A 25,206-nucleotide genomic window follows, 5' to 3' on the forward strand; every position below is an offset into this window, starting at 1 on the left:
GCTGACATAACCGTCTTAGGGGGTGTTTGTGCCTAGACTTTAGGCTAGGACTAGCCCTGGTGAGATGAACTTTTGGAAGCAAAGGCGCCATACCACTCACCTTCAAATGCTATACATTTATGCTAAACGTTCCATCCTCTGCGGAATGCATGAAGAAATATGCAGTGCGCCCATTCACTTCTCTCCGCTCCTACATACAATGTGTTAGCCCATCCATTAAGGAGTGACGAGATCATGTCATTTTTACCACCACCTAGTGCCCCAGGATTCCCAGGGCAGCCCGGACAGCCGGGATTTCCAGGGCAACCAGGATTCCCAGGACAGCCTGGCCAACCAGGAACCGCGGGACCCAGCTCACCTCCCCCGGGATTTATCCCTCAGCAACCTGCGATTACCCCCTTGGCTGTCGACCCCGGAGCGATTGCTGGTTGTTTATTTCGGAATACGTACGTTTGGCTCGTGAATAGAAACCAATTCTGGTTTTTCCCGGTCTTCGTAGGGCGCACCTCGGTCGCAGGGTTTCAATGGAACGGAAGGTTCTGGGTGTATACCGGATTTGATTTGAATTTGATCCAATCATTCACGTGTTTCTAAATTGGAGGAAAAGCTCCGTTCCAGTAGGAATGGGGCTTTTTCCATGTTTACGGTTGATTTTCTACAACGATCTATAAAATCAAAAAGCAAAAAAAGACACTTTTTAAGGTGTCTTTTACATGTAATAATTATGGGCCAAGGGAAGTCGCGTACCTGTCCGAAGATAACAAATCATAAGTTTTTATGATTGTTAGCTGCACTTTTATCACAAATAACACAATATCAGGCTATAGTGAAAAATCAGTAACACCCTTTTTATAGGCATATTTCAAAGTATATGTTCCTTCTTTTCCGTAGGGCATTGTAGCAATTTTTATATGGGTATAATCAAGCCTGCTGTCTCTTAAAACTCTTTTCACTAAGGCTATACTCCGTTCTTCTTCCGTAATGATACAAAATATATTAAGAGCATATTTTTTCGGGTCGGAAATGCATTTCCCCATATCAAAACCATCCACATAGCCTAAATTAGCATCTGCTAGGGAGATCTCCAAGTATTCCATTACTTTATCTCTTAACCAGTGGTCACGTTGGCTGCCTTTTTCACTTTTCAAAGGATACTGTACCACTAACCAAAATTTTTCACTCATTCAGATTCACCAGCCAATTTACAGGTATATAGAAGACAAATGCTTATGGTCAACTTCCCTTTCGAGCGATTTACATAATACATTATAACAAAGGAACTTTGTAAAAGGGACTGCATAAAAGCAGCAAAACCACCATCCTCATGGAGATGGTTTTCATGGTGGAGGTGAATCGTGGCTGTACAAATCCACAATTCTCCGAAGTAGCATGTGAGGATGTTTAGATGCGTTGTTATATCACAATGTCATTGTCTACCTCATAATACTGCGCTTGAGCATGCCAGAGCTCATATCAGAATGTCGCCGCCAGAGTCGATTATGCTAAGGCCAAGATTGAGGCATGTCTTGCGGAAGCGGGCTTCATGAACGGTATAGCGCAATGGCGAGCGGATCTGAAACTTGCTTATACAAGGACTTTGATGACAAGGGTGTAAAAATCCCCAGCGGAGAAGCACAATTAATTGCGCTGACACGTGCGCTATATAAGGATGCGCGGATCTCAATTGGAATACGAGCGTCGTTTACAACTTCCTCATTTTGAACCTGTAGCAGGTTCAATACATCTACCCGAATCGTTCCCTTGAGTGGCGCCATTACCTTCACCCTTCCCTATCATTGCTCCCGATCGCCTCAATGACTTTGCCGTGGGAGACCGGATGTTCGTGTTTGTTCATTCTCATCAGCGCACCTCAGCCGCATTGTCAGAACTTAACCGATGGCCCATTGGAACCGGCTTCCCGCCGTCCAGTCCGGCAAAGTTCATTATCTGGAATCATTCTGGAATTCTGACGACGCTCTAACGAGTCGATTGGCTCTGGAACGTTTCCCCTCCCTATGGTCAGGCTCAATGTAGGGGAAAATCAAAATTGAACGATAAATCCAATTTAAAAAGAGGAATAAGCCACTTATAATTGTGGCTATTCCTCTTTCTTTATTTTAATTTTCAACTGCTATAGCTTTCTTTGAATGTTTTTTACCGTAACAGTTAAATAGAGAATAGTTAGTGCGATAAAAGTGACGCCAAAAAGACCTAAGGTTATAGCTTGATTCAGAACATGCTTATAGTCAACAGTTGTTGACATTAACTCTCTAAACCCTTTTATAGAATAGGTTAGAGGTAAAAAGGAATAATATACTGGAAGAATGTTGGCGTTAAGGCTATCGGGAATGTTCCAGCACTTCACGAAATCTCCCACCCTTTAATATCTTTAAAGTTATATTGACCTTTTATTAAATTTATCTTATCACTTGTGAGTGCTAAGATACAGATTACTCCGAGTTTATTGATGTACAATCCCATCCAAGAACTTAGCTATTTCCAAGATAATCTTCGGCGATAATATAACCCGAATCGGGACACATTCCATAACAAAGGACGCTACGCAGAATATATATCCGCGGCGTCCTTTTCTTCATACACTGTATCTTTAAAACGCTAGTAATGGAAATTACCCCTTCACACTTCCCGCAGTAACCCCTTCTATAATTTGCTTTTGCAATACGCTATAAATAATCATGACAGGGACAACACAGAATACGATACCCGCTGACATTTGTGCGTAGTTGGACAGCTTGGCATCCCGGAACTGAACCATCCCGACAGGCAAAGTACGTAAAGCATCATCTGATAGAAAGTAATTCGCAAGCAGGAATTCATTCCAGTTCCCTAGGAAGGACATGATAAATACCGTAACGAGCGCCGGCCCTATTAATGGCATGGCTATTCTCGCAAAGATCCCCTTCGCAGAGAGTCCATCGATAACGGCTGCCTCTTCAATTTCTCCCGGCAAGGAGCGCATGAAAGCAGCGATAATGATCGTCGATAACGGTATCGCGTTTGCAACATAGGGGATGATGAGGGCAAGATGCGTGTTCAATACTCCGATTTTTTGTAGTAATAGATAGATTGGAAGCATCAAGGATGTATTCGGAATCAGCATCCCTAGCAATACGACGCTGTATAGGATTGTACTGATCTTATTATACCTCATACGCGTTACAGCGAATCCGATCATAGATGAGATGACAATCGTCAGACACGAGGATAATACCGAGATGTATAAGCTATTAAAGAAATAAACGTTAATCTTCGCATTTATCCATGCGTCAACATAGTTTTCCCAATGAAATTGCTTAGGCAGCCCGAAAGGACTTAACGCAATCTCCGCATTGTTCATTTTTAAGGAAGAAAAAACTACGAAAAGAAATGGAAACAAAATGATGAGTAGATACGCCATTAAAAATATATGATTCCCGCTTTTTTTCAGCGCCTTCATCATTAGTAATCAATCCTTTCGGCACGTTTTGCAAATAAGCGCTGATATAGAACAGTAATCACCATCGTGAAAATAAAGATGATGAAGGATAACGCGTTGCCGTATCCATACTTAAAGTTGGTGATCGCATACTTGATCATATAAGTGGCCATTACATCTGTAGAGCTTGCAGGTCCGCCCTTCGTCATGACGATAATAATATCGGCAGCTTTCATTGAGCCTGCGATGGAGAGCATAATGACGACACTGATTACAGGCATAATAAGAGGCAAGGTGATCGTTCTCACGCGTTGCAAGCCGGTTGCACCGTCAATCATTGCGGCTTCATCGAGTTCCTTAGGAATCGTAAGAATCGCTGCGAGGATCATCACGATATAAAAGCCCGCCCATTGCCAGCAGTTTGTAATCAGGATAGACAGCATCGCTGTCTTCGGGCTGCCCAGCCAATCCTTCGGTTCTCCCCCAAAGAACACGATGATCGTGTTCAACAAACCGACATCATAATTATAAATAAATCCCCATAGTATACCGATTACTGCCGTTGACATAACGGTAGGCAAAAAGATCGCTGTCTTGTATAAGCCTTGAAGTTTCTTTACATTCGCAATCATTAATGCAGTAACTACGGTGATTGGGACTTGCACAAATACAGAGAATAATATGAAATAACCGTTGTTTTCTACTGAGTTCCAGAATGCTGGGTCTGATAGTGCTTTAGAATAGTTTTTAAAGCCAATCATCTTCACATGATCTGAAATGCCATTCCAATTGGTAAAGCTGTAATAAAGTGAGCTAATGAGTGGATAAATAAAAAACATGATGAGCAGCAGCATCCCTAGAGTAACAAACATTACATATGTCAATGGATTCCTTAAGACTTTCTTCATACCACCCACACCACCTCACCAATTTATCATCCTAATAGGGCACCCAATTCTTAATATAAGAGTGCCCTTATTGTCACTACACATACCCTTTATTCTGCGTCAGCATTCGCCTCATCTTGAACTTTTTGAATTGCAGCGGTTGCCTGCTCAGGTGTCGTTACGTTACCGATTATTTTTTGAATTTGATTACCGATTTCTGTTGTTACATCAGCAGGTACCAAGGCATCAAATGCAGCGTAGGAAGAGTTGGAATGGATTAGCATGATCATAATTTCCTGTATCATTGGATCTTTTACCTGTTCCTTCACTTTTGCTTCGTCTAGCTTCATACAAGGCAATGATCCGCGTTCAACGAGGAAACGCATCTGCATATCTTCGGTGTAGTAGTTTTTGATGAACGATTTCACTGCAGCAAGCTTTCGCGGATCTTTGGCTACTTCTGCTGAGAATGCATAACCATTGTTCATATCCTGCATGATGGACGTCTGATCACCTACCCCACCAGGCATCGGAGGAAAGTTGAAAAAACCTACCTTACCAGCAAGACTAACGCCCGCTCCGCCTTTCTGGAATAAAGAAGCTGCCCAACTGCCGTCAAACATCATAGCTGATTCTCCATTAATGAACTGGGTATTGTAGTCAACATACTCGAGGCCGAGCTCACCCTTCTTGAAGTAGCCCTTATTCACCCAATCCTGATAAATCTTGAATGCTTCCGTCAATGCCGGATCGGTCCATTTCGCTTTGCCAGTCGAGAATTTCGCAGTCACTTCTGGACCTGCAAGACGTGACCAGATCTGGTTGGCCAGCATCAATGGTACCCATGCGGACTTAGAAGCAGCTGAGAATGGGATTTTGCCATCCGCTTTAATCTTATCCATAAGTGTCAGCAGTTCATCATAGGTTTTAGGTACTTGGAATCCTTTGGAAGCGAAATACTCCTTGTTGTAGAATACGCCCTCGGCACTCGCTGATATCGGCAGCCCGTATACTTTGCCATCGACAGACCATGCATCCAGATTAATGAATTTATCTTTGATGCCAAGTTCTTCTAGAATCGGCGTGATATCAAGCACTTTCCCTTCCTTCGCAAACGTTTTAACATCAGGACTTCCGAAGGCATCAAAGATCTCCGGCACTTGTCCCGACGCCATTTCACCTCTGATTTTTTCTTTACGGTTGACCTCACCATCGACGCCATCCATTTTCACTGTTAACCCCGGAACTTCTGCTTCCATCTTCTTGACGGCTTCCATCGTAATATCTAGAGAACCTTGCCTTCTTTCCCCGATCAAAGCATGACGGAATGTGATCTCAAATGGCTTTACTGTTGACGAGCCTTGTACTTCACTGCCTGTTGACGAGCCATTCTCCGCTTGAGAACCGCAGCCAGCTAACGTAATGGAAGATACGAGCAGTAAGGACATTATCACAAGCAAACTTTTTTTCATTGTCATGGCCTCCAAATTATAAAAGTTTTATTACGCGTAATCTCCTGGCTTCGTCTTGCTCTTCATCGCCACTCCAAAATCGGTGTAGATCCGATTGCGGAGTTCAATTCCTTTCGCGGTAGCAATATGGTGGGCTAGAATTTGAAATGGAATGATCATAATGAAGGGGGCCATTTCTTCCGTTAAATCAAGCTCTAGACCAATCGTGCGTTCATCACTTGCGCGGTTCAGCGACAAAGTGTAGGTATAGTCCGTGTACTTACTCTCATAGTCGTGTAGAAGCACCAACCTCTCCTGCACCTTGCCGCCTGTCTCCAGAAAGAATATTCGGTGCTCAGGATTCACTTCCAAGTAGGGGCCATGCATGAACGCTTCCAACTCAATCCCTTGAGAAGGCATGCGAACCGTCTCACAGAATTTCGTCTCGAACTCTTTTAACGTTCCGTATACAGGCCCATAACCAATCGCAGTAAAGCGAGGTGCGGTAACGAATTCATTGCTGTGTTTATCAAAAAATTGCTCCGTCTTCTCAATGGTTGATGGGATCGCATCAATCGCTTGCTCGAACTGAAGCAATATTTCTTGCTCCTTCTCCTGAGTAACCTTACCATTCACTACAGCGATGCGGAGACCAGCAAGCATTAGCGTAAAGACCGTAGCAAGAAAGCCCTTGGTTACGAAGCCTACTCGCTCTTTACCGCAGCCGATATCGATTGTGACGTCAGCTGCTGCTGAGATTTCAGCATTCACATCACTCGTGAGCGCAATCGTCGTAAGCTCTGTTTCTTGGCGAGTTCGCTTCAGCGCACCGATTGTCGAGGTGCTCTGACCACTCTGGGATATTCCCAAGATAAGATCCGTGTACGGACTGAACGATTCATAGTGTGCAAAATGAAATGGCTCACGGATATCCATTCGAACGTCCGCCAATCGCTCGATAAAATATTTCGCACTGAGTGCTGCATTTATACTTGAGCCTGTTGCGAATACAAGCCAATTCGCTTTCATCCCAGCTAGATCTGCAAAGGCTGCCACATTTTCCGGGTAGGAGCTAAGAATGTCGCGAGACATCGACTCCTCCTCATGAATGTAGGTCATCATCGTTGGCTTCAAATCAAGATTCATTATCCGCATCTCCTCTGCTTAGAATGATTCTTCAGTGAAAAAAGTGTCCACTGTATATAAATCTGCCAATAGGGACATCCATTTTCCTGCAAGTCCGACCCAAACTTCCTTATAGGTAGCGTTGTTGAATTGCGGCCAGTAAGGCACGTCCTCGTTGCCGAACGTTTGAACACCAACTGGAAGCTCTCCTGTCATCTCACCGCTCAATACAGAATATTGCTGTGCATAGCGGTAGCCTTCACCGTACATAAGAGATTGACCGAACGGATTTTTTCCGACAATCCATTGCAGCTGACCTTCTGCAATATCCAAGAGCTCTGGATCTTTCAAGTATTGCCCGGCGATCGAAGCCGCTTTGCCTGTGGATAGCACAATCGCATTATTTCCTTTGAAAGAGAACCATACCGGGAAACGGCGTAAGTATATTCCCTTCGTTAATTGAACGCCTTCCTGCAATTGAAGCTTATAGTCGTCATGTGCACGCTCATCCACGAGCAAATGCTGATGCCCAAAGCTCCGCTCATCCAGCCATTCATCCACATGATAGAGGCCACTTGAAATCATCGGATAAGGGGCTGTATACAGTCTTAATTTTTTGAGATACGATCCATACGCTTCAATGGATTGAAGCCAGCGAGCGGCTTCTTTATGGTGAGGCTGTGTCTCGTGTACAGTGACCAACGCTTGCAAGTACAGATGCTCGCGAGCCTGATGGTTAAAGTGCTGAATGACCTTCTTATCCGTATTTCGGTAGAAGAAGCCTTGGAATGACGTCCCATCCTGAAGAGAGATGCCTTCTGTTTCCTGTGACTGCTCCACATAACGGATAAATTCAACCGCCTTCTCTGCGTAAAACTCATCCTGTGTTGCCTTGTATAGCATGGACGCTGCCCAGGAAGCTGTAGCCATGAATAAGCTCTCGGAGGTCTGATACGTATGCTCCCAGAAGATTGGCTTCTGATCGAAGCCAGCCTCACTAAAAACATCAAACGCATACCCGAAATCTTCTTTCGCTATTTCCAGCAGACGCCTGGATAAGGCCTCATCAGGGAGACGGGAATGAATAAAGGCCTCAATCCCCGAGCAATAAAAATTCTCGTAAGCTTGATTGTGTACGCGCGCGGCGCAGTCATCCATATTGCCGATACGGCCGTCCGTCCAACGTGTAATTCCCGCACTAGTCGCACGATAGCCATCACCGTATCTAGTTTTTAGAAGAAAATCCAGACCCCACTCGCCTTCCTCTAATAAGCGAAGGTACAAATCCTCATCGATCGGCCCAATCCGCTCTGCTAACTCAAATAATGCAAGCGTCACTTCAGCCGTCTGAATCAATTGCTGCGACACATCCCCCGCATCATGCCAGCCGCCGTGGAAGGCTAACTTCGTCCCGTTATGCTCTGCGATAATATCTGCATGACAAGTGCCATGAATGCCAGGAACCGGGTAGCCGCAACGTTCACAGAACACAAAGTTCAATGCTTTCCAGATCGAAGCGTGCCATACCTGTACAGAAGACCCAATCGTGAATGGATGTGAGGTGATGTCTCCAGCCTGGATATAATAACGGCCTTCCGCCGTAACCTCTGTGAATTCCATCAATTGAAACTCTCCGATACCTGTCTCAACGTAATCTATCGTACCTGTATATACGGATTGACCGCTGTTCTCGCTAATGATCTGAAAATGCTCCGTTTCCAGCTGCTGTGCTACAGCCGTCTTCACGCTATCTGTCCGGTATCCAGAATGAGAGAATATAATTTCCCGCGGACTGGGTAACCAGCCCTTCGTCACTTCCTGCTGATCGACGAGCTCTAATTGAATCGACTTCACGGAAAGCTTCATAGAGTCACCTGTCGCATGGCTCTTTCCATTAATGAAATAGCCGATCTCTACCTCTGTAATTTCATCTCGCGGCAAGTCTGCGATATTAAGATGAATCATATTCCAACCGGTGTTCGACAAGTTTATGCCATGTACACCTTCACGGAAATAAATATCTGGAATTGGAATGATGCCTTCATTCCGGAATTTGATCATCACATACGTGTTCGGAGTGCCTTGAAAATCAGCCTTCAGTTCGATGGCAATACGATTGAAGTGTTCCCAATTCTCACGGTGGAATCGCTGTACGAGCCATGCCTCACCAAAGTTAACGTAATCTCCATCCTCTGGTGCGCCTTCCGGCCAGTGGGGCATCACGGTAGGTGATGTGATAGATACCGATTGATCTGGATCAACCTTCATTTCACCAACACCTGTGAATGTCCAGCTGCTGGCGTCCATCTCACTTGCACAGTACAGAATGCGCGAATCAAGCACTTTCAACTGCTTCTGAGCTTCTTCTAATGAATGCTTGGTGTATCTAGGCAGAGGACGATGGATGTAACCGGATTGCTTGATATCTCTCAGCAACTGCTCACTCAGCATTGCCCAACCCCTCCTACTTTCTTTCTTGATTGACTTGCCGCGAGACCCGCTAATGCTGCACCAACAAGTCCTGTCGCTTCACTTTGTACCTTCGTATATACCAGTCCATTGGTGACGAACCGCATTGTACTCGGATTCAACGCTTGCTTAATTCGCTCGAAGAAGTAAGCATTTCGAGCAACCCCGCCGCCAAGCACAATCGTATCGGGATCGGTCACCCTTACCAGATTCATAATCGCTGCCGCAGCTGCCCGAGCCGCATCATCCACAATGCGCGATGCAAGTGAATCCGCTTGTTCTGCCGCTTCGAATATCGTTTGCGCAGCCATTCGTTGTCCTTCCACGAGTTCAAGCACAGTAGACGGATACTCTGGAAGCAAGGCAACAACACGCTCGTGCATGCCTAAACCTGAAGCGATACGTTCAACACAGCCATATCGACCACAGGCACACCGCACATCGCTATCCATCGCCACGACCATGTGCCCCACTTCACCAGCGTTAAAGTGGCTCCCTTCCACATAGTGTCCATCCACTACGGTTCCTGCCGCAATGCCTGTTCCAATGTTGAAGTAAATAAAGTTCTTAGACTGTTGTCCCCAGCCGAATACCTGCTCTGCACGCGTTGCACAAGCAACATCATTATCTACACCGCAAGGTAATTGAAAAATAGATTCCAACAGCTCACTTACGTTAATCCATTTCTTCTTGTCTGGCTGTATTTCGTGCCATATTCCACCCCGTGTATCCACACGTCCAACCACGCCAACGCCAATCGCGATTTGCTCGCGGCCAATCAAGGTACTCCCTGCTTGAAAATCATTGATCGAATGAATAATTCCTTGTAATGCAGTATCTTGGTTTGTTGTATCACTTGCATACGACTTTGTTTGCAACACCTCACCAGCTGGAGTTACTTCACCGACAAGAATTTTCGTCCCCCCTAAGTCAACTGCAATAATCGAATGTGGAATTTCCATAAGTGTTCTCCTTCTATTTTGGTAACGATACCAAATATAGCTGAATATAGCTGAAAATCTGTTTCGCAAACCGAGAATAACAAATTGTAAAATGGCTGTCAACAGAATATTTTACTAGTGTTAACTTAGTGTCAACTTATTTCCGGACAAATGATCAACCCTATTAAAAGTCTGAAAAATAATTTGGTATCGTTACCAAAAATACTTGTTAAGTATTCTCTTTTACAATATAATAAACCTAATCGATTGTTTATAGAAGGTGGCCTTTCGTTGAAAGAAAATAAGAAAATCACGATATCAGAAATTGCGGAGAAAAGCGGAGTATCCGTATCAACCGTATCCCGCGTATTGAATAATAGCCCCTCCGTCTCGCCAAAGAAGCGTGAGCGGATTCAGCAAATCATTGACGAATATCAGTATACACCGAGTGTATATGCACGTGGCATGATTCATCATACCAGCAAAAATATTGGCATTATGCTTCCCGATATCACCAATCCATATTTCGCTTCGTTATTCGTGGAGATCCAGCGCTTCGCACTCAAAAGTAACTATGCAACACTTCTATTCAACACAATGTCTGTGCAGAAGAAAGCCCACGATAATGCTTCTTTCTCCGAAGAATCCTACATTCGGATGATTCTAGAGAAGCAGGTGGATGGCGTTCTTATTCTAGGCGGAGTCATCGACCGTGAGGATATTCCCGATAGCTATATTCAGGCCCTCAATCAATTACATTCACGCATCCCCGTTATTATTCTTGGTACGATGATCGAAGGATGTCAGTGTCTCTTTATGGAGCGCAACCTGAAGCAGGGGGTAGCCTCTATTGTCCACCACCTGATCGCACTGGGACATGAGCGCATTGGCTTTATTGGCGGAGAGCAAGGCATTCGTATTACATCGGCACGGGTCGAGTCCTTCAAGCAGGCGATGGCCGCACTGGATAAGCCTATTGCACAAGAACATATTATTACCTCTGATTACTATGCACCTGATGGCTACGAAGCGATGGAGAAGTTGCTCCAGTTGGAACGCAGTCAGCTGCCCACCGCATTAATCGCGATGAACGATATGGTTGCGATCGGAGCGATTCGGGCGATGCAGGATTCAGGACTAAAGTGTCCTGACGATATCGCCATCGTAAGCTGCGACCAATTCGAGCAGAGTGAGTACAACATTCCACGGCTTACGTCACTCGATCAGCATAATGAATATCTGGGACGCATGGCTGTCATGCAGCTGATCAGCGCCATGAATGGCTCAGCGGAGAAAATCTCCATTCAGCACACGCCTAGGCTGATGATTCGTGAATCCTGTGGTGCGAAGAGCTAATCGTGTACTACGTTAATAGAGTAGGATGGGGCAGAACAGCAGGGCAAGCACATGGGCGAGCCCTCCAGCAAAACCAAGTATGCCCAGTGTTGTCTGGTTAAACAGTAGCTACAGCCTCACAAATGATATAAGATTCATCGCATTTTCGCTTCCGCAAATACGGGTGAAACATTCGTTGAAATGAAAAAAAGACACCCTGAAGGGTGTCTTTTCAGAGTGTCGAGAAACCCAGGTTATTTAAATATCCTGGGTTTCTTTTTTTGCGTTCAGGCAAGAGCCCGTCGGAAAGCGAGGGTTTTACCCCCGTTTTTCCAGGCGATCCAGATGGATCGCCATCTTCTTCATGTTCTGCACGGCTGCCGTCATCAGTGCTTGTTCGCTGACGTTTGGCAGTCCACGCAACCGGCAATAGCGAAACCCATGGAGCTCTTTAGCATCCGCGAAGCTTCGCTCTATTGTCTCTTTTCGTTTGCGGTATAACTGTTTCCCCGACCGACTCAATCGGTTGCTCCGCACCCATTCTTTGCTGTCCTCCCAGACATGCCGGGTTACCACCTTCCGGTGGTTCCGGGAATGTGTACACTCATTCAGCAACGGGCAGGTTTTGCAATGTTCCGAGTCGGATGCGTATTGTCGGTAGCCCTTACGGTCTGTCGTTCGGTACTTCAGCTCGTGGCTGGCTGGACAGACATACAGATTTCGCTCGGCATCAAATGTAAACTTCCACTTTGGAAACAATCCTTGGTTAGGATGAAATCTTCGGTGTGCAATGACAGCAAAAATTTCTCGGCGCTGTAATCCTCGACAAATAGGTGTGGTTAAATAACCAAAATCCAATGCAACGGCTTCGACTTTAAATCCAAAACGGATTTGTTGGCGATCTAAACGCGACAAATAGGGCACCGAGTCATGGACATTTCCAGGCGTAACGTGCACATCTGTAATGAGATTGTATTTCATATCTACCGTGCGGTGGTCCAGATAAAAGAAGCCTTCGGGTTTGCCATCGCGAATCATATATCCACTGTCTGGGTCGGTCTTGCTTACTTTAATTTCGTTCTCCTCGTTCACTTCCTCTCTAATTTTTAGAGCTTTTTTCCATGTTCTTTCCGGTCTTCAGCCACGGCAGCATTAAGCTCGTCCATGTAATCTTTGGTGTTTTTGAGCACCTGTTGTTTGGTGTAATGGTGCTTGTTGGCGTTAGCTTTGACATGCGTAGAATCGGTCACGAGGACCCGCCCACCAACCATCCGATGCGAAATCGCCTGTAGGACAATTTCATCGAAAATATCTTGAAAGATCGTTGTATCTTTGAATCGAGTCCGCCGATTCCAGCTAATCGTGGTATAGTCAGGGACCTTATCTGTTAGCCCCAGTCCCAAGAACCAGCGGTAGGCCAGATTGGTTTGAATTTCCCGCTCTAACTGACGTTCGGAACGTATCCCGTAAAAGTACCCTAGAAAAATCATTTTAAATAAGACGATGGGATCAACCGCAGGACGACCGTTATCTACACAATATAGCGGACGAACTTTCTCATCGATAAAGGAAAAATCAATATATTTATCTACTTTGCGTAGCAAATGATCTTGTGGAACCAGATCTTCAATGGAAACAAACTCATACGCTTGCTGTTTTTCTCGCTTGGCACGCAACATACAGAACACCATCCGTTCAATAAATAGTTACCTATATTATATAACATTAACGCGGTGTCGTCTTAAAAAAATGAGACATAATGAAAAGGGCTGTCGAGACTTTCTCGACAGCCTGAAAAGACACCCTGAAGGGTGTCTTTTACTCATACTCCATATGAGCCGAGGAATGGACATATCGGTTCCTAAGAAATACTAGAGCACTATTTACCTCAATAACAGGTCGATTTACAGCTTCTGCGATGTTCACAGCATCCCAACTAGTCATATCCATATCTTTAATTTGTTTGCTATTTCTATAAAATTAATCATTCTCCCCCGCACCCTGTACCATGCATAACTCCAAAACTTGACAGAATATTGATTCGGATCATATTTTTGATATGCTTCAAAAAGTCCGATGCTTTCTTCCTGCATCACTTCATCAAAATATTCTTTATCATTCGTGTATTTCAAAAGCTTTTTCCCTTCAAAATAAATACGTTGTCATACTCTTTTAAAACGTAATCAAAATCCCCAAGATGAGGATATACATAAGTATTGATTTATATCCCCCCTTAAAAATTGAATATATAAACCAATCATATCTTTAAAATGTTATGACTAAATCTACTGAGTTTATTATTTTGTAAATCTAAATAAGCAATAACTAAACCATGAAGCAATCATTTTCGAAGAATTGCTAAAAACAAAAAAACAAGGATCTGGATGACCCCTCCAGTGTCCTTGTTTTTTATTGTAAACTTCTAAAATCAAACCACACGACATATTAAAGCTTTATAGACTTGATTTCACCTTCACTAAGCCCCGTTGCCTTCGCTACAGCTGCATAATCCATCCCCATTGCAAGCAAATTGCGAGCCACTTGAAGCTTACCCTCAATAATCCCAGCAGACTTTGCCCCTTCAACCATGGATGCTTCATCATGCAAATACTTCTGCCTGGCCTCATACAAACGTCTAGCATCCGAATCCTGACTCAAATATTGCAGGGTATCCATGGCCTTTTCCAAACCCGGTTCATTCATCTTCAGCACCTCCCATTGTGATGTATCGGCACCTTTCAGAAACAGTAACCAATTGATCAGTCCGCCTTCAGAAGGAACGCTACGTTCATCTAGCTTTGGCAACTCCAAGAAATGCACTTCGATATCGTCAATCAGCGGTACCAGTGTCCTGTCTTCACGAAGATGAAATACATTATGGTAGTCGTTATTTGATAAGAAAGCATAGTTCAAAATGTTGATGGTGACGCACTTCTTCAGTTCCTGATACTTCTCGCCTTCCTGAAGCTGACTGGCATACCGTTTGCTCCAATAAAAGAGTGTTCTTTTCTCTATGTCGTACTTATTAAATAACTGCATCTCAATATCAATCAGTTTACCTTCTGTGGTCTTGGCGTAAACATCAAAGATGGATTGTTTGTCGAGCGGATCGTCTTTATCCGTATAAGGATTCATCAGAATGATTTCGGTCAGCGGCGGCTCGCCAGCTTCTGTGAAAATACGATTAAGGAACGCCAACAGCACATCCTTATTGTTCTCGCTGCCAAATATCCGTTTGAATACAAAATCCACACGCGGGTCGAGTAAATCCATCGGCATCAGCTCCATTCTTTAATATCTATTATAACATTTTTCAATTGAAATGGGCTTTGAAGGAAAATACCTAAAACGAAAAAAGACACCCCTAAAGGTGTCTTTCACTCATACTCCATATGGAGCCGAGGGGAGTCGAACCCCTGTCCGAAGATAACGGCACATAAGTTTCTACGAGTGTAGTCACAGTTTTGATGTCACCCGAGTATCGCCCCGTAACCGGCTATACGTTGGGTCAGCCTGATTATCTTCTTCCGTTGACCCCAGGCGGAGACTAAGCGGCGTATCCCACTACTTGTTAGCCCCTATCCCTGTCACATGGGCGATGCAGGGTAGAAGCACGCACACAGGTTATTAAGCTGCGAAAGCGTAGTTGTTTTGTTGTTTGCCGTTTAATAGGCTTTAGCGTTGATAAAGCAGACGACTCCCTGCTACCCGCTGGTAGATTTATCTCTTTATTCTAATAAATATACAATTGTTCAAGGAGATGTTTGATCTGAGTTCGAATTCGAACTGTTTCTGGACGTAACTCTTCTCTGAGTTTTTCTCCTGCTTCGTACGAGTCGTTTTTAAAGATCAAATGCCCTGATGTTTCATGAAGTCGAAGATATTCAATGGTGAGATACTTCTGAAGCTCACTACAAGAAATAAGAATATCATTTTTAGTATTTTCGATTTGCTTCAACTTAAATATATACTTTTTTCTAGTCCATTTGTTAATCAAGGAAGCTAATGTGTCGAATAGATTTATATCTACAAGCTCTGATGAAAAGTCGGTATCAACAATGTATTCAAGTGTTTCGGTAAAATCATCCTGAAATTCTACAAGCAGTTTTTCATCAGCCTCTGTTTTTTGGTCAGCTTTTCTCGGTATGTCTTTTATTTTTTTGTAAAACTCATCTCTTATTTTCTTGAGTTCTTTACTAGAATATTTTGTTCCTTTAGGATGATTCGAGTTATAAGCTCCAATGGTCCCGTGACAGTTTAAACAGACTGGAATAGCATTATCAAGTGTATTTGAACCACCGTCAGCTTCCTGAATAATGTGGTGTACTTCCATATTCAAACCACTATACTTTTCACAATAGCAACAGTATCTTTTGCAGGCTAACAAGGCCTCATCTCTTACATTTCGTGGAAATGGCATTTATAGTCCTCCCTAATTAGCATTCAGGATTATGCTTAGACTTTTTTGATACCTTAAACTTTTATAGTGATTCAATATGTTCGTCTAACAGCCGATTCCAATCAGCCTCGTCTATCGTTAATTCAAATCTAGTTACTAATTGGTTTTTGAATTCAACTAATCTTTTTTTGTTGTCCAATTTAAAGCCAATCGCTCTTGGATCAATTGCACCACTTGAAAATTTAGGGTTACTAAACTCAAAGTCTGGTACTCCTACTACTGCATATTCGTTTTGTACTACCCATGCCGCTCCCATTTCGTTCAAACAAGCGACACTATCATAATAATTGTTTGAGAGCAGATAAATCATATAAGCTCCCTCATCAATTTGACTTTTAAGATAATCGAAAATATTCATACCGATTGGGATTCCATAATCATCATCACTTGTAAAAATAATTTGATCACGCTTAAGACCAATTCCTCTTAGAAACTTTACCAAAGCTTCTCCATACTGTTTATCTTGACTTGCATGACTGATAAACACCTTCTCTTTAACTACAGCTGGTTTCATTTGTGAATCCATGATATAAATCCTCCCTTTATGCTTTTTTCTTCGCTTAATTCCATACACTTTAATTACAAGTAGTATTTTCCCTTCATTCTCCAGCATAGTTGTTTCATAAATGGTCTCGTGAAAGTAAGTGTTCAACTCTGAAAGTATTTTTTTGACTTCATAATCATTGCCTATTCCTTTTGGTTCTAAATAAGCATAATTATCTTTTACGCCAAAAACTATATAGCCTCCGCCGCTGTTAGCAAAGGCTATAACATTTAAAGCAATTTCTGAAGCCGTTTCTAAACTTCTAAAATATTTAGTATTTTTACGATCATTCTTTTCGATTTTGTCTAATATATTCTCTAACATCTACAAGCACCTTCCTAGGACGTAAAAAGATTTTTCAAAGGTATGACCCTTATACCTGTAGTCATTAATACATCACCAAATGTCAGTTGTCGCGGAACATCTTCTCCATTATCGATCCACAACTCATAGTTATTATCATCTAAAACATCCAATTCAGATTGATAAAATAGAATGATCATGTCTTTGTCACTTGGTCTAACAACGATTTTTATTTTTTGACCGTATTTATAAACATCTCCATATACTGTCCTAGCCAGCTCTCTTGTTTCTTTGACGTTATAAATTTCCGGCAACGTATTTAGGTGATTCATTACATTTCGTTTCGACCTATCCAATATCAACTGCACTTTTTCTAACGCTTCTTTGATCTTGTTGGGATCATGCTTCATTACATGTTTCACTGAGTCAATATCACTACTCTTTAAAATCTCATCATAGTCATCAATGCCTAGACCCACTAGCAGATCATCCAAATCTTTTTTTGAATACATTAGCTCTGAGTCCAGTTTACTTCTTAGCTCCTCCAATGATTCAATGTTATATTCTTTCAATGTTTGCTTAGCATCTTCAGCGAACTCAAAATTATCAATTAACTGTTCTCGACTGGATAGGCTATATCTATTTTCATATACATCTAAAAATAGCTCTTTTGCCTCTTCAGGATTCTTTAAAAACCATAACGAGATTTTATTGAAAATACTTTGTATTTTCTCTTCTCGCTGGCTACCTTTTGTTTCTTCAACCCAGATTTCTCTAACTTTATTGCATATTTTAAGAGCTATATCTTTGTTGGCATAAGACTTGACCCCAAAATCAGTAATTACCTTTTCGCTTAATTTTATTTCTTTAGAAAGTAATTCATTGCGAATCTCCTCACCCAATTCTTCTAATACAGTGATTAGTGTTGCATCGATATCTTGATCAATATACAAACTTTGCAACCTATTAGTTAAGCTATTTTTCTGGTTCAGGAATATTGAATACTTCCTCATACACTCTCCTTCTTTATATCTAAAACCGATATCATAAAACTTCTCAAGCCAGCTATACATCGCTTGATAATTATCGAAATAAGTCGATAAATTAGCAACATCATTACGCTTGACTACCCAATCACAAAAGCCTTCCAGCCCTACATTTGTAGAGAAGACTTTAGTCCAACTACGACAAGATTCTTCCGTAGACAATACCAGAGTTTTCATTGAGTTCACTAATCTCCAAAAATCCATCTCGATATTTTCATAGTCACAGTTAGGAAGCCATATCATCACGTCTGTCGTACCTTCATTGCAAAGAGATCTAAAATCATCATGATTTGTCTGAATAATCGGCTTATATCTTATTAATTTTCTTATGCGATCAATCATTTCCCTTTGCATTTCAGATGTTGTCGTTTTGGTAAAGCACGCATTATAAATATCGATCGCTTTTATATTTGCTAGTAATTGAATAAGATTCTCATATAAATCAACAGCTTGTGACATTAAATTCTTATTTTTTTCAGAGGCTTCATAAATCCCGTCTCGTTGCTCTTCCACACTAAACTCTGAACTATTAACTACTACAGGGAAATAACTCTCAGTCCCTACTAACGGAAATCTACAGAATAGTTTTGGCATACTGTCTTCAAATGGTTTAACCTCGAATTTATCTTCAAAAATTTCTAACTCTACTGCTATCTCAACATGGTTGTTTTTAGCCACCAGGATATTTTTTGTTACTTTAGAATCTCCTATTTTTCGAACTACATATACAAATTTTAACTGGTCATTAATTTTTTGTTCATTTTCTTCTTTCTCATAGACAACTCCGTTGTATTGGATCGATCTGATCGACTTATTAAAAGCTAAAACATAGGAAACTGTTTTTTCGAAATCTTCTTTTCCTTCATCTAGTGCTGATTTAACAGTGTTTTGTAAATTATAAATAAAAGATGTGGTTAAGCCTTCACCTAAATCATTTGAGTTCTTATCTAAATTCATCTCGATATTTTTTAAGTTTTCTAAAGAATCAATAACTTGCGTTTTGATTTCATGTATATCGGTTCCACTTCGATCTAAAACAAATTTAAAATTCGATGTGTTAGTCGTACCATTATCATAAATCCCTTCTATTGTTACTTTTTCAGACAAAAGATGTGTCGTTACAAATCCTGTACCAAACTTGCCTGTGGTATCTTCATTTGAACTTTCTTTGCTAGAAATTTGAGTAACTAGACTCATTAAATTTTTATAGTCAAATGCTTTTCCAGAGTGCGAAAATCTTAAGTGATCATTATCGTGTGCTACGCTTATTCTCACTTCTGGATTTGCACAATCTCTTGCATTTTGAATCAATTCCCAAATCCATCTTCTGCTTAGTCTTTCATCTCCCGACTCTCTTAGCTGAGATAGCTTTTGATGTATTTTACTTGCAGCCGCTTCTATGTAACCTTCTTCCATGAGCTTATTGTGCATTTCAATATTATTAGACATCGAAATCCTCCTTATGAGCTTTGTTTTTTATGTTGTCTCGCTATCTTATATAAAATTGTAAAACAATCGATTAACATTCTTATAGCTAGTCATAAAGGTCTTGAATAGTTCAATGTACCCGTATATAAAACTCTTTGTCAGAGTAATTGTTAGCTTGCATTATAGGAATTAGATGAAATCTATTAAGATGGCTACATTGTTGATGATTATGTATAATCTTACACTTTTTAAGAATACTTCATTTGTCTCATCTACTGGATATCAGGTTTTTCTTTTAACTTCTCGATATATTGCAACCCCAGAATAAATCATTCTAAAGCAGCAACGACCACTCTTCGATACAACACATTTTGTTCACTTCGTAATTCAAATGTCATATTCACGTTCTCAGTATCTCTATAGACGCATATGCCAGAAACAAACTTTCGAATGTAGTCATTCATCAACTACGGATTCGTTACCTCATCATCAAGCATGCTAATCATGACACGAATCCCGTGCGTCATGTACCTACCATTGTAGCTGCTGTTCAATAACAACCAATCTATTCCAAACCAAAGATGAGCAAAATCCTCTTGTAATTTAATCCCCACTGTTCTCCATACTCATTTTCATAATTTGAGAAATAATATCGACTCATATACCCAGTTGCTCAGTCAGGCGGGTTCTTCCCTTGAATGCTAATACGAAGTTCAACCGACAACCGAATCAGTCCCTTCGACAACATTTTACATATACACATGTTCTCACATTACCCAAAGTCTGTAAAGAGGGTTGTCGGCTGATTTTAATGCTAATGGCCTATATTACTGAAACTATCGTCTTATCTAAGCATATTTCCTCGCCCTTAGCATTACAAGGGGTGTACGTTTGTTCGATCTTCAATAAATAAACTACCTATTAATAAAAGAGTCCACAATAAAACAGGCTATTCCGTTGACATCATTCGCCAATTGGTATAATATCAATACAGAATTTCCTAAATTCAGACAATATACACAACAGTACTTAAGGACTAATTGTAAAAACAGCAGCAATTAGGGCGTATTAAGTGAGCAGCACCCTACAATCGAAGTAGGGCTATTTTTATGTCTTGTCGTAAGGGGGAGTTGTATTGAACTATATCTCTATCCGGCAGGCGTCAGAGATATGGGGAATTAGTTCGAGAAGAGTACAAGTCTTATGCACCGAAGGCAGAATACCAGGTGTAACAAGACTCGGGAAATCTTGGGCGATACCTAGTCATGCGAAAAAACCTGCTGATGCACGTATCAAAAGCGGGAAGTATATAACAACTGATTAAAAATTCAAATTGGAGTAATACACAATGACGATGCTTACAGATGTCACTTCTTCAAAACCTTTTCTGCGATGGGCTGGGGGAAAAACATGGCTTGTTAAACATTTAACTGAAATACTAGGTAACAAGATATTCTCTTGCTATCATGAACCCTTTTTAGGTGGAGGAGCTATCTATTTCACAGCATTCTCTCAGCAGAAATCATACTTGTCTGATCTAAATCATGAACTTATCGATACATATCAAGCTATTAAAGACAATCCCTTTGAAGTAATCAGTACACTGCAAACCTACGAAAACACAGAGGATTTTTACTACACCATCAGAGGGCAACAACCAGACAACAGGTTCCAAAAAGCAGCTAGATTTATCTTTTTGAACCAGACCTCATTTAATGGTATCTACCGCGTAAATCTGCGTGGTGAATATAATGTCCCCTACGGACACCGTGACAAAAACTTTCTTGAGGCTGATAAATTAATTGCCGCCAGTGAATGTTTGAAAAATGCAACACTTAACAGTGGGGACTTCACCCATAATCAAGATAAAATAAAAAATGGGGATCTTGTATTCTTAGATCCACCTTATACTGTCTCACATAATAATAATGGCTTCATTAAATACAATCAGAAATTATTCTCAATGGATGACCAACAACGACTTAGTAGTTTTATAGACTTCATTAAGAAGCAAGGAGCTTACTATATTCTAACGAATGCTGCACATCAGAGTATATTAGAAATCTTTGAAAAGGGAGACAAACTAATTGAACTTAATCGGGCCAGTTTGATTGGTGGAGATAAAGCAAAACGTGGAAAAGTAACCGAGTATATTTTTACAAATATCGTAAAGGAGGAGGTGTAATCATGACCTTCATCAATGAGTTAGTCTCAGGTACGGAGCTTAAAGGAACTAGCCGTAAACGGAGTCAAAAGTACATTTTTGACAAATTCGAGCTCGAACTCCAAGAAAAAAGAGAAAGCGAAGGCTGGTTAGTTGATAAGTACTTAAAAAAGCATGTCAAAATGAAAAAAGAAAAACCAATAGATGAGCAATTTGAGGATGAAGTATGGGCTCTGCTGTTTTCTTTGGGATTTAGTCAAATGAATAAAGATAGAACGCTATCTATACCGTATGGAGCACCTGGAACGGGAATGAGGAAGCAGATAGATGTTTTTGCTGTAGATGACGAAACGGTTTTATTCATAGAATGCAAATGTGCTCAGTTTGGTAAGAAAGGAGACTTCAAAAAAGAAATTGAAGCTATTCATGGTATACGTGAAGGACTATTCGCACAAACCCGAAAGCATTTTCCTGGCAGGAAACCAAAATACATTCTTGCTACAAAAAACTATGAACTGTCCGAAAGTGACAAAAAGAGATTGGATGGAATGAATGTTCATCATTTTGACGAACGTGCAATAAGATATTTCACAGAACTAGCAAAACATATTGGCGAATGTGCTAGATATCAATTCTTAGGTAATTTATTCGCAGGGCAGAAAATAGTCGCTATGGAAAACAGAGTACCCGCTATCGAAGGCAAAATGGGGAACTATACGTACTATTCGTTCTCCATCGAACCAGAGAAACTACTCAAGATCGCATATGTACTGCACAGAAATGAAGCGAACAGTGATATGATGCCAACTTACCAAAGGATTATCAAAAAAAGCAGACTTAAAGATATTCAAAATTTCGTAGATAAAGGGGGGTTCTTTCCTAATTCATTGGTCATCAGTATTGATACAAAGAAACCGAGATTTGATTTAGCTACTCCTCAGATTGATACATCAATTTCACGAATTGGGATACTTCATTTGCCCCAGTTATATCGTTCAGCGTATATAATTGACGGGCAGCATCGTCTTTACGGATATGCTAACTCCAAGTATGCCAATGCAAACAGTATCCCTGTAGTAGCATTTATCAATTTGGATCAAGACAAACAAGTGGAATTATTTATGGAAATCAATGAAAACCAAAAATCTGTATCCAGAAATCTTCAAAACACCTTGAATGCTGATCGCCTTTGGACTTCAGAGGACTGGAACAAACAACGAAGAGCTCTTCGTCTAAACATTGCTCAAAAGTTAGGAGAATTGCAGTCTTCTCCCCTATATGAACGTATAACTATTGGAGAAAATGAAGCTAGTCCTACTAAATGTATTACAATGGAGACAATCGAGAGTGCGTTAAAGGCTACAAACTTCTTTAGTCGCTACAGTAAAGGAAACATTATAGATAAAAATGGTACATTTGACAGAGGAAATAATGAGGCCACACGTAAAACTCTGCTTCCGTTCTTAACCCGCTGTTTTAACTACTTTAAAGAGAATCTTTCGGAAGAATGGGAAGCAAATGATGTACATGGGACAGTAGTAAGCAACAATAGCATTTATGCAATGATTCGAATTTTTAATGACATTATTGATCACTTGGATGCCGCGAAAAAGCTAACTCCCTCGAATACTGATGAAATTACTCTCGCTGATGAAACTGAATATTATCTCGCACCACTAGTGAATTTCTTCAGTAAGATAACTGAGGATGAGCGTACTGAAATTCGAAAACACTACGGAAGCGGTGGGAAACCAAAGGTATGGCGTACATTCCAAAAAGTCATTGCCGAAGCAAGACCTGATTTCCAACCCGAAGGATTATCTCAATGGATAAGAGATAACACCAAACAGTTTAACACAGACTCCTTTGAAATGATCCAGCGGTTAGAATATTCGATTAAGCATCAAATAGCAGGCAAATTAAAAGAGAAATTTGGAGACAAGTGGCTTACTTCCGGGCTTCCTCCAAAAGTGTACAGACAAGCAAATAATTTAATGGGCAAACAAAACTATGAGAATAGTTCGCGTGGTATAAACAAAAACGTGACGATTTGGGACTGTGTGGGTATTGCACATTGTAGAGATATCACAGTATTCGGTTCCAATTGGTCTGATCTTTTTGAATCGACATTTACCTTACCAGAGGATTCAAAATTATCTGGCGGAAAGACAGCAAAAACTGAATGGATTCTCAAATTATCCACTATATCCAACAACAAAAATTCTAATGTTAATTACAGTGTTACTGAAGATGAATACCTTTTTCTTAAAAATGTTTCGGAATGGTTGGGTACGCTAACTATGTAAATTCATCGATTATTGCGAAGGAGGCGGTATTGCCTCCTTCGTGAGCCTTTCTCCATTCAATCAAAATTAGTTATCTAACATACTTCGATTGCCTAAAATTAAATTCTGCTACTATTGTCTTATCCAACAAAGCCTCATCCTTCTACCGCATCTGCACCGTCAAGAACAACCGCTTCGTCTCCCGCTGAATAAACACCTTCGACACAAACTTCGCCGCTGCACCTTCTGCATCCAACAGCCCAATCATCGTATGCATGTCGTATTAGCAGATGCAATGTATTCCTCCGGTACCGAAGATCCCTAGACTCGACGCCAGCACTTCCATCTCCTGCTTCTTCTCCGTCAGCTCCTACTGCATCTCATCCAATATAGCTGATCATAATAGGCTAGCTTCTTCCTCAACATTGCGACGTTCTACTCCCAATCCACCACAACCATCTTCTGATACAATATCTGCTCTCTATTCCCTAACTGCACCGTTATATGAACCCTCTTCATCTCACGATGAACATTAATACGGGATACAAACTTCCGAATGTAGTCATTCATTAACTGCGGATTCTGCATTTCATCGTCAAGCATCCCAATCATCACTCGAATATCGTTTGTGATGGATTGCAACAGCAGCAGTTCCAACTCACGATACGACATCTTCACATTGTTCAGTTCATCCTGCTTAGCCGCGAGGTCATTCTGCAAATCCTGCAACATATCTGCATAGTATGATTTACCCGAACCTGCTTTAAGCTCATCTTCAAGTTGGCTTATCCGACGAGTTAAATAAGCGACCTCCGATTCCAAATTGGAACACTCCAGCAAAACATGCTTGTTCACATCATTGTGATACTTACAAATCTCTTCTTCAAGCTGATTGTCAAAAGTCAGACGCAACAACACACTACGCAACTTGTTCGTCACGATCTGCTCAATGCGTTCCTTCCGCCAACTCACATAAGGGCAGAACTCCTTACCCTTACGCAGAAACGATCATCACCCTCAAATAACAGCATTACAGAGTAGCCCACTCAAACGTCGAGTGGGCTATTAGTCGTTGCCTGACAGAGATAAAAAATTGGCTGTGAGATGAAGCCAGACAAAGGAGATGAATGCAGATGGTTGTTAAGAGAGGCTTGCCTGCAGATATGGAGGAGTTGTTGAAGCAACTGGTTATGAACGGAAACATCCGCATGGCTGGGACGGTGCTGTATGTCTAACTCAACTAGGACGTGTCTGAAAACTCATCACTGAGTCAATTTGAAAATGGCAGCTACGTATACAAACGCCAAGAATGACTTGGCCAACTTGTCGTAAC

Annotated in this window: 19 protein-coding genes and 1 other RNA gene; 4 read left to right on the plus strand and 16 right to left on the minus strand. The window is 41.4% G+C overall.

What is annotated here, in order from left to right:
• Window positions 1–234: 234 nt before the first annotated feature.
• Window positions 235–594, plus strand: coding sequence for a collagen-like triple helix repeat-containing protein (locus tag ACFRAM_RS28340; protein WP_083205389.1), 360 nt, complete (start codon window positions 235–237; stop codon window positions 592–594).
• Window positions 595–821: 227 nt separating this feature from the next.
• Here the strand turns inward: ACFRAM_RS28340 and ACFRAM_RS28345 are convergent, their stop codons facing one another.
• The 8 genes from ACFRAM_RS28345 to ACFRAM_RS28380 form a co-directional block, all read right to left on the minus strand.
• Window positions 822–1,184, minus strand: coding sequence for a hypothetical protein (locus ACFRAM_RS28345; protein ID WP_379470376.1), 363 nt, complete (start codon window positions 1,182–1,184; stop codon window positions 822–824).
• 357 nt (window positions 1,185–1,541) lie between these two features.
• The gene (locus ACFRAM_RS28350; RefSeq protein ID WP_379470377.1) at window positions 1,542–1,775 is read right to left on the minus strand and encodes a hypothetical protein; all 234 of its coding nucleotides are present in this window, start codon (window positions 1,773–1,775) and stop codon (window positions 1,542–1,544) included.
• Window positions 1,776–2,629: 854 nt separating this feature from the next.
• Window positions 2,630–3,457, minus strand: a complete 828-nt coding sequence (locus ACFRAM_RS28355; protein ID WP_379470394.1) for a carbohydrate ABC transporter permease — start codon at window positions 3,455–3,457, stop codon at window positions 2,630–2,632.
• A gap of 2 nt (window positions 3,458–3,459) precedes the next feature.
• Complete coding sequence (locus ACFRAM_RS28360) at window positions 3,460–4,344, minus strand: carbohydrate ABC transporter permease (RefSeq protein ID WP_379470378.1); 885 nt, start codon at window positions 4,342–4,344, stop codon at window positions 3,460–3,462.
• An 89-nt stretch (window positions 4,345–4,433) separates the two neighbouring features.
• Window positions 4,434–5,795 carry an ABC transporter substrate-binding protein gene (locus ACFRAM_RS28365; protein ID WP_379470379.1) on the minus strand — a complete coding sequence of 454 codons (1,362 nt, stop codon included), beginning with the start codon at window positions 5,793–5,795 and terminating at the stop codon, window positions 4,434–4,436.
• A gap of 30 nt (window positions 5,796–5,825) precedes the next feature.
• Window positions 5,826–6,908 carry an SIS domain-containing protein gene (locus ACFRAM_RS28370; protein ID WP_379470395.1) on the minus strand — a complete coding sequence of 361 codons (1,083 nt, stop codon included), beginning with the start codon at window positions 6,906–6,908 and terminating at the stop codon, window positions 5,826–5,828.
• Between the two features lie 30 nt (window positions 6,909–6,938).
• Window positions 6,939–9,350, minus strand: coding sequence for a glycoside hydrolase family 9 protein (locus ACFRAM_RS28375; protein ID WP_379470380.1), 2,412 nt, complete (start codon window positions 9,348–9,350; stop codon window positions 6,939–6,941).
• Window positions 9,344–10,330: an ROK family protein gene (locus ACFRAM_RS28380; RefSeq protein WP_379470381.1), complete on the minus strand. Its 987-nt coding sequence runs from the start codon at window positions 10,328–10,330 to the stop codon at window positions 9,344–9,346. Before ACFRAM_RS28380 ends, ACFRAM_RS28375 begins: the two co-directional genes overlap by 7 nt.
• A gap of 270 nt (window positions 10,331–10,600) precedes the next feature.
• On the opposite strand from ACFRAM_RS28380, the gene ACFRAM_RS28385 reads away from it, so the two are divergent.
• Complete coding sequence (locus ACFRAM_RS28385; protein ID WP_379470382.1) at window positions 10,601–11,665, plus strand: LacI family DNA-binding transcriptional regulator; 1,065 nt, start codon at window positions 10,601–10,603, stop codon at window positions 11,663–11,665.
• A 297-nt stretch (window positions 11,666–11,962) separates the two neighbouring features.
• Here the strand turns inward: ACFRAM_RS28385 and ACFRAM_RS28390 are convergent.
• The 7 genes from ACFRAM_RS28390 to ACFRAM_RS28420 form a co-directional block, all read right to left on the minus strand.
• A protein-coding gene (locus ACFRAM_RS28390) for an IS1182 family transposase (protein WP_379470383.1) occupies window positions 11,963–13,323 on the minus strand; the annotation gives its coding sequence in 2 pieces (ribosomal slippage) (window positions 11,963–12,756 and window positions 12,756–13,323; 1,362 coding nt in all).
• A 261-nt stretch (window positions 13,324–13,584) separates the two neighbouring features.
• Window positions 13,585–13,776: a sigma factor gene (locus tag ACFRAM_RS28395; RefSeq protein ID WP_379470384.1), complete on the minus strand. Its 192-nt coding sequence runs from the start codon at window positions 13,774–13,776 to the stop codon at window positions 13,585–13,587.
• Between the two features lie 313 nt (window positions 13,777–14,089).
• Entirely contained in the window at window positions 14,090–14,917 is an 828-nt protein-coding gene (locus ACFRAM_RS28400) for an Rpn family recombination-promoting nuclease/putative transposase (RefSeq protein WP_379470385.1), read from the minus strand.
• A gap of 127 nt (window positions 14,918–15,044) precedes the next feature.
• Window positions 15,045–15,371: a transfer-messenger RNA gene (ssrA, locus tag ACFRAM_RS28405) on the minus strand.
• A gap of 6 nt (window positions 15,372–15,377) precedes the next feature.
• Window positions 15,378–16,064, minus strand: a complete 687-nt coding sequence (locus tag ACFRAM_RS28410; RefSeq protein ID WP_379470386.1) for an HNH endonuclease — start codon at window positions 16,062–16,064, stop codon at window positions 15,378–15,380.
• 61 nt (window positions 16,065–16,125) lie between these two features.
• On the minus strand, window positions 16,126–16,971 hold the full coding sequence (locus tag ACFRAM_RS28415; protein WP_379470387.1) for an RNA-binding domain-containing protein: 846 nt from the start codon (window positions 16,969–16,971) through the stop codon (window positions 16,126–16,128).
• Between the two features lie 14 nt (window positions 16,972–16,985).
• A complete protein-coding gene (locus tag ACFRAM_RS28420) occupies window positions 16,986–19,445 on the minus strand; it encodes an ATP-binding protein (RefSeq protein ID WP_379470388.1) in 2,460 nt (819 codons plus the stop codon).
• A 1,327-nt stretch (window positions 19,446–20,772) separates the two neighbouring features.
• Here ACFRAM_RS28420 and ACFRAM_RS28430 point away from each other — a divergent pair.
• On the plus strand, window positions 20,773–21,609 hold the full coding sequence (locus ACFRAM_RS28430) for a DNA adenine methylase (RefSeq protein ID WP_379470390.1): 837 nt from the start codon (window positions 20,773–20,775) through the stop codon (window positions 21,607–21,609).
• A gap of 2 nt (window positions 21,610–21,611) precedes the next feature.
• Window positions 21,612–23,894, plus strand: coding sequence for a DGQHR domain-containing protein (locus ACFRAM_RS28435; protein WP_379470391.1), 2,283 nt, complete (start codon window positions 21,612–21,614; stop codon window positions 23,892–23,894).
• A 414-nt stretch (window positions 23,895–24,308) separates the two neighbouring features.
• Here the strand turns inward: ACFRAM_RS28435 and ACFRAM_RS28440 are convergent, their stop codons facing one another.
• A complete protein-coding gene (locus ACFRAM_RS28440) occupies window positions 24,309–24,845 on the minus strand; it encodes a hypothetical protein (protein ID WP_379470392.1) in 537 nt (178 codons plus the stop codon).
• Window positions 24,846–25,206 lie beyond the last annotated feature (361 nt).

This window comes from Paenibacillus sp. NPDC056722 (genome assembly GCF_042790635.1).
Classification (GTDB): Bacteria; Bacillota; Bacilli; order Paenibacillales; family Paenibacillaceae; genus Paenibacillus_AQ; species Paenibacillus_AQ agri.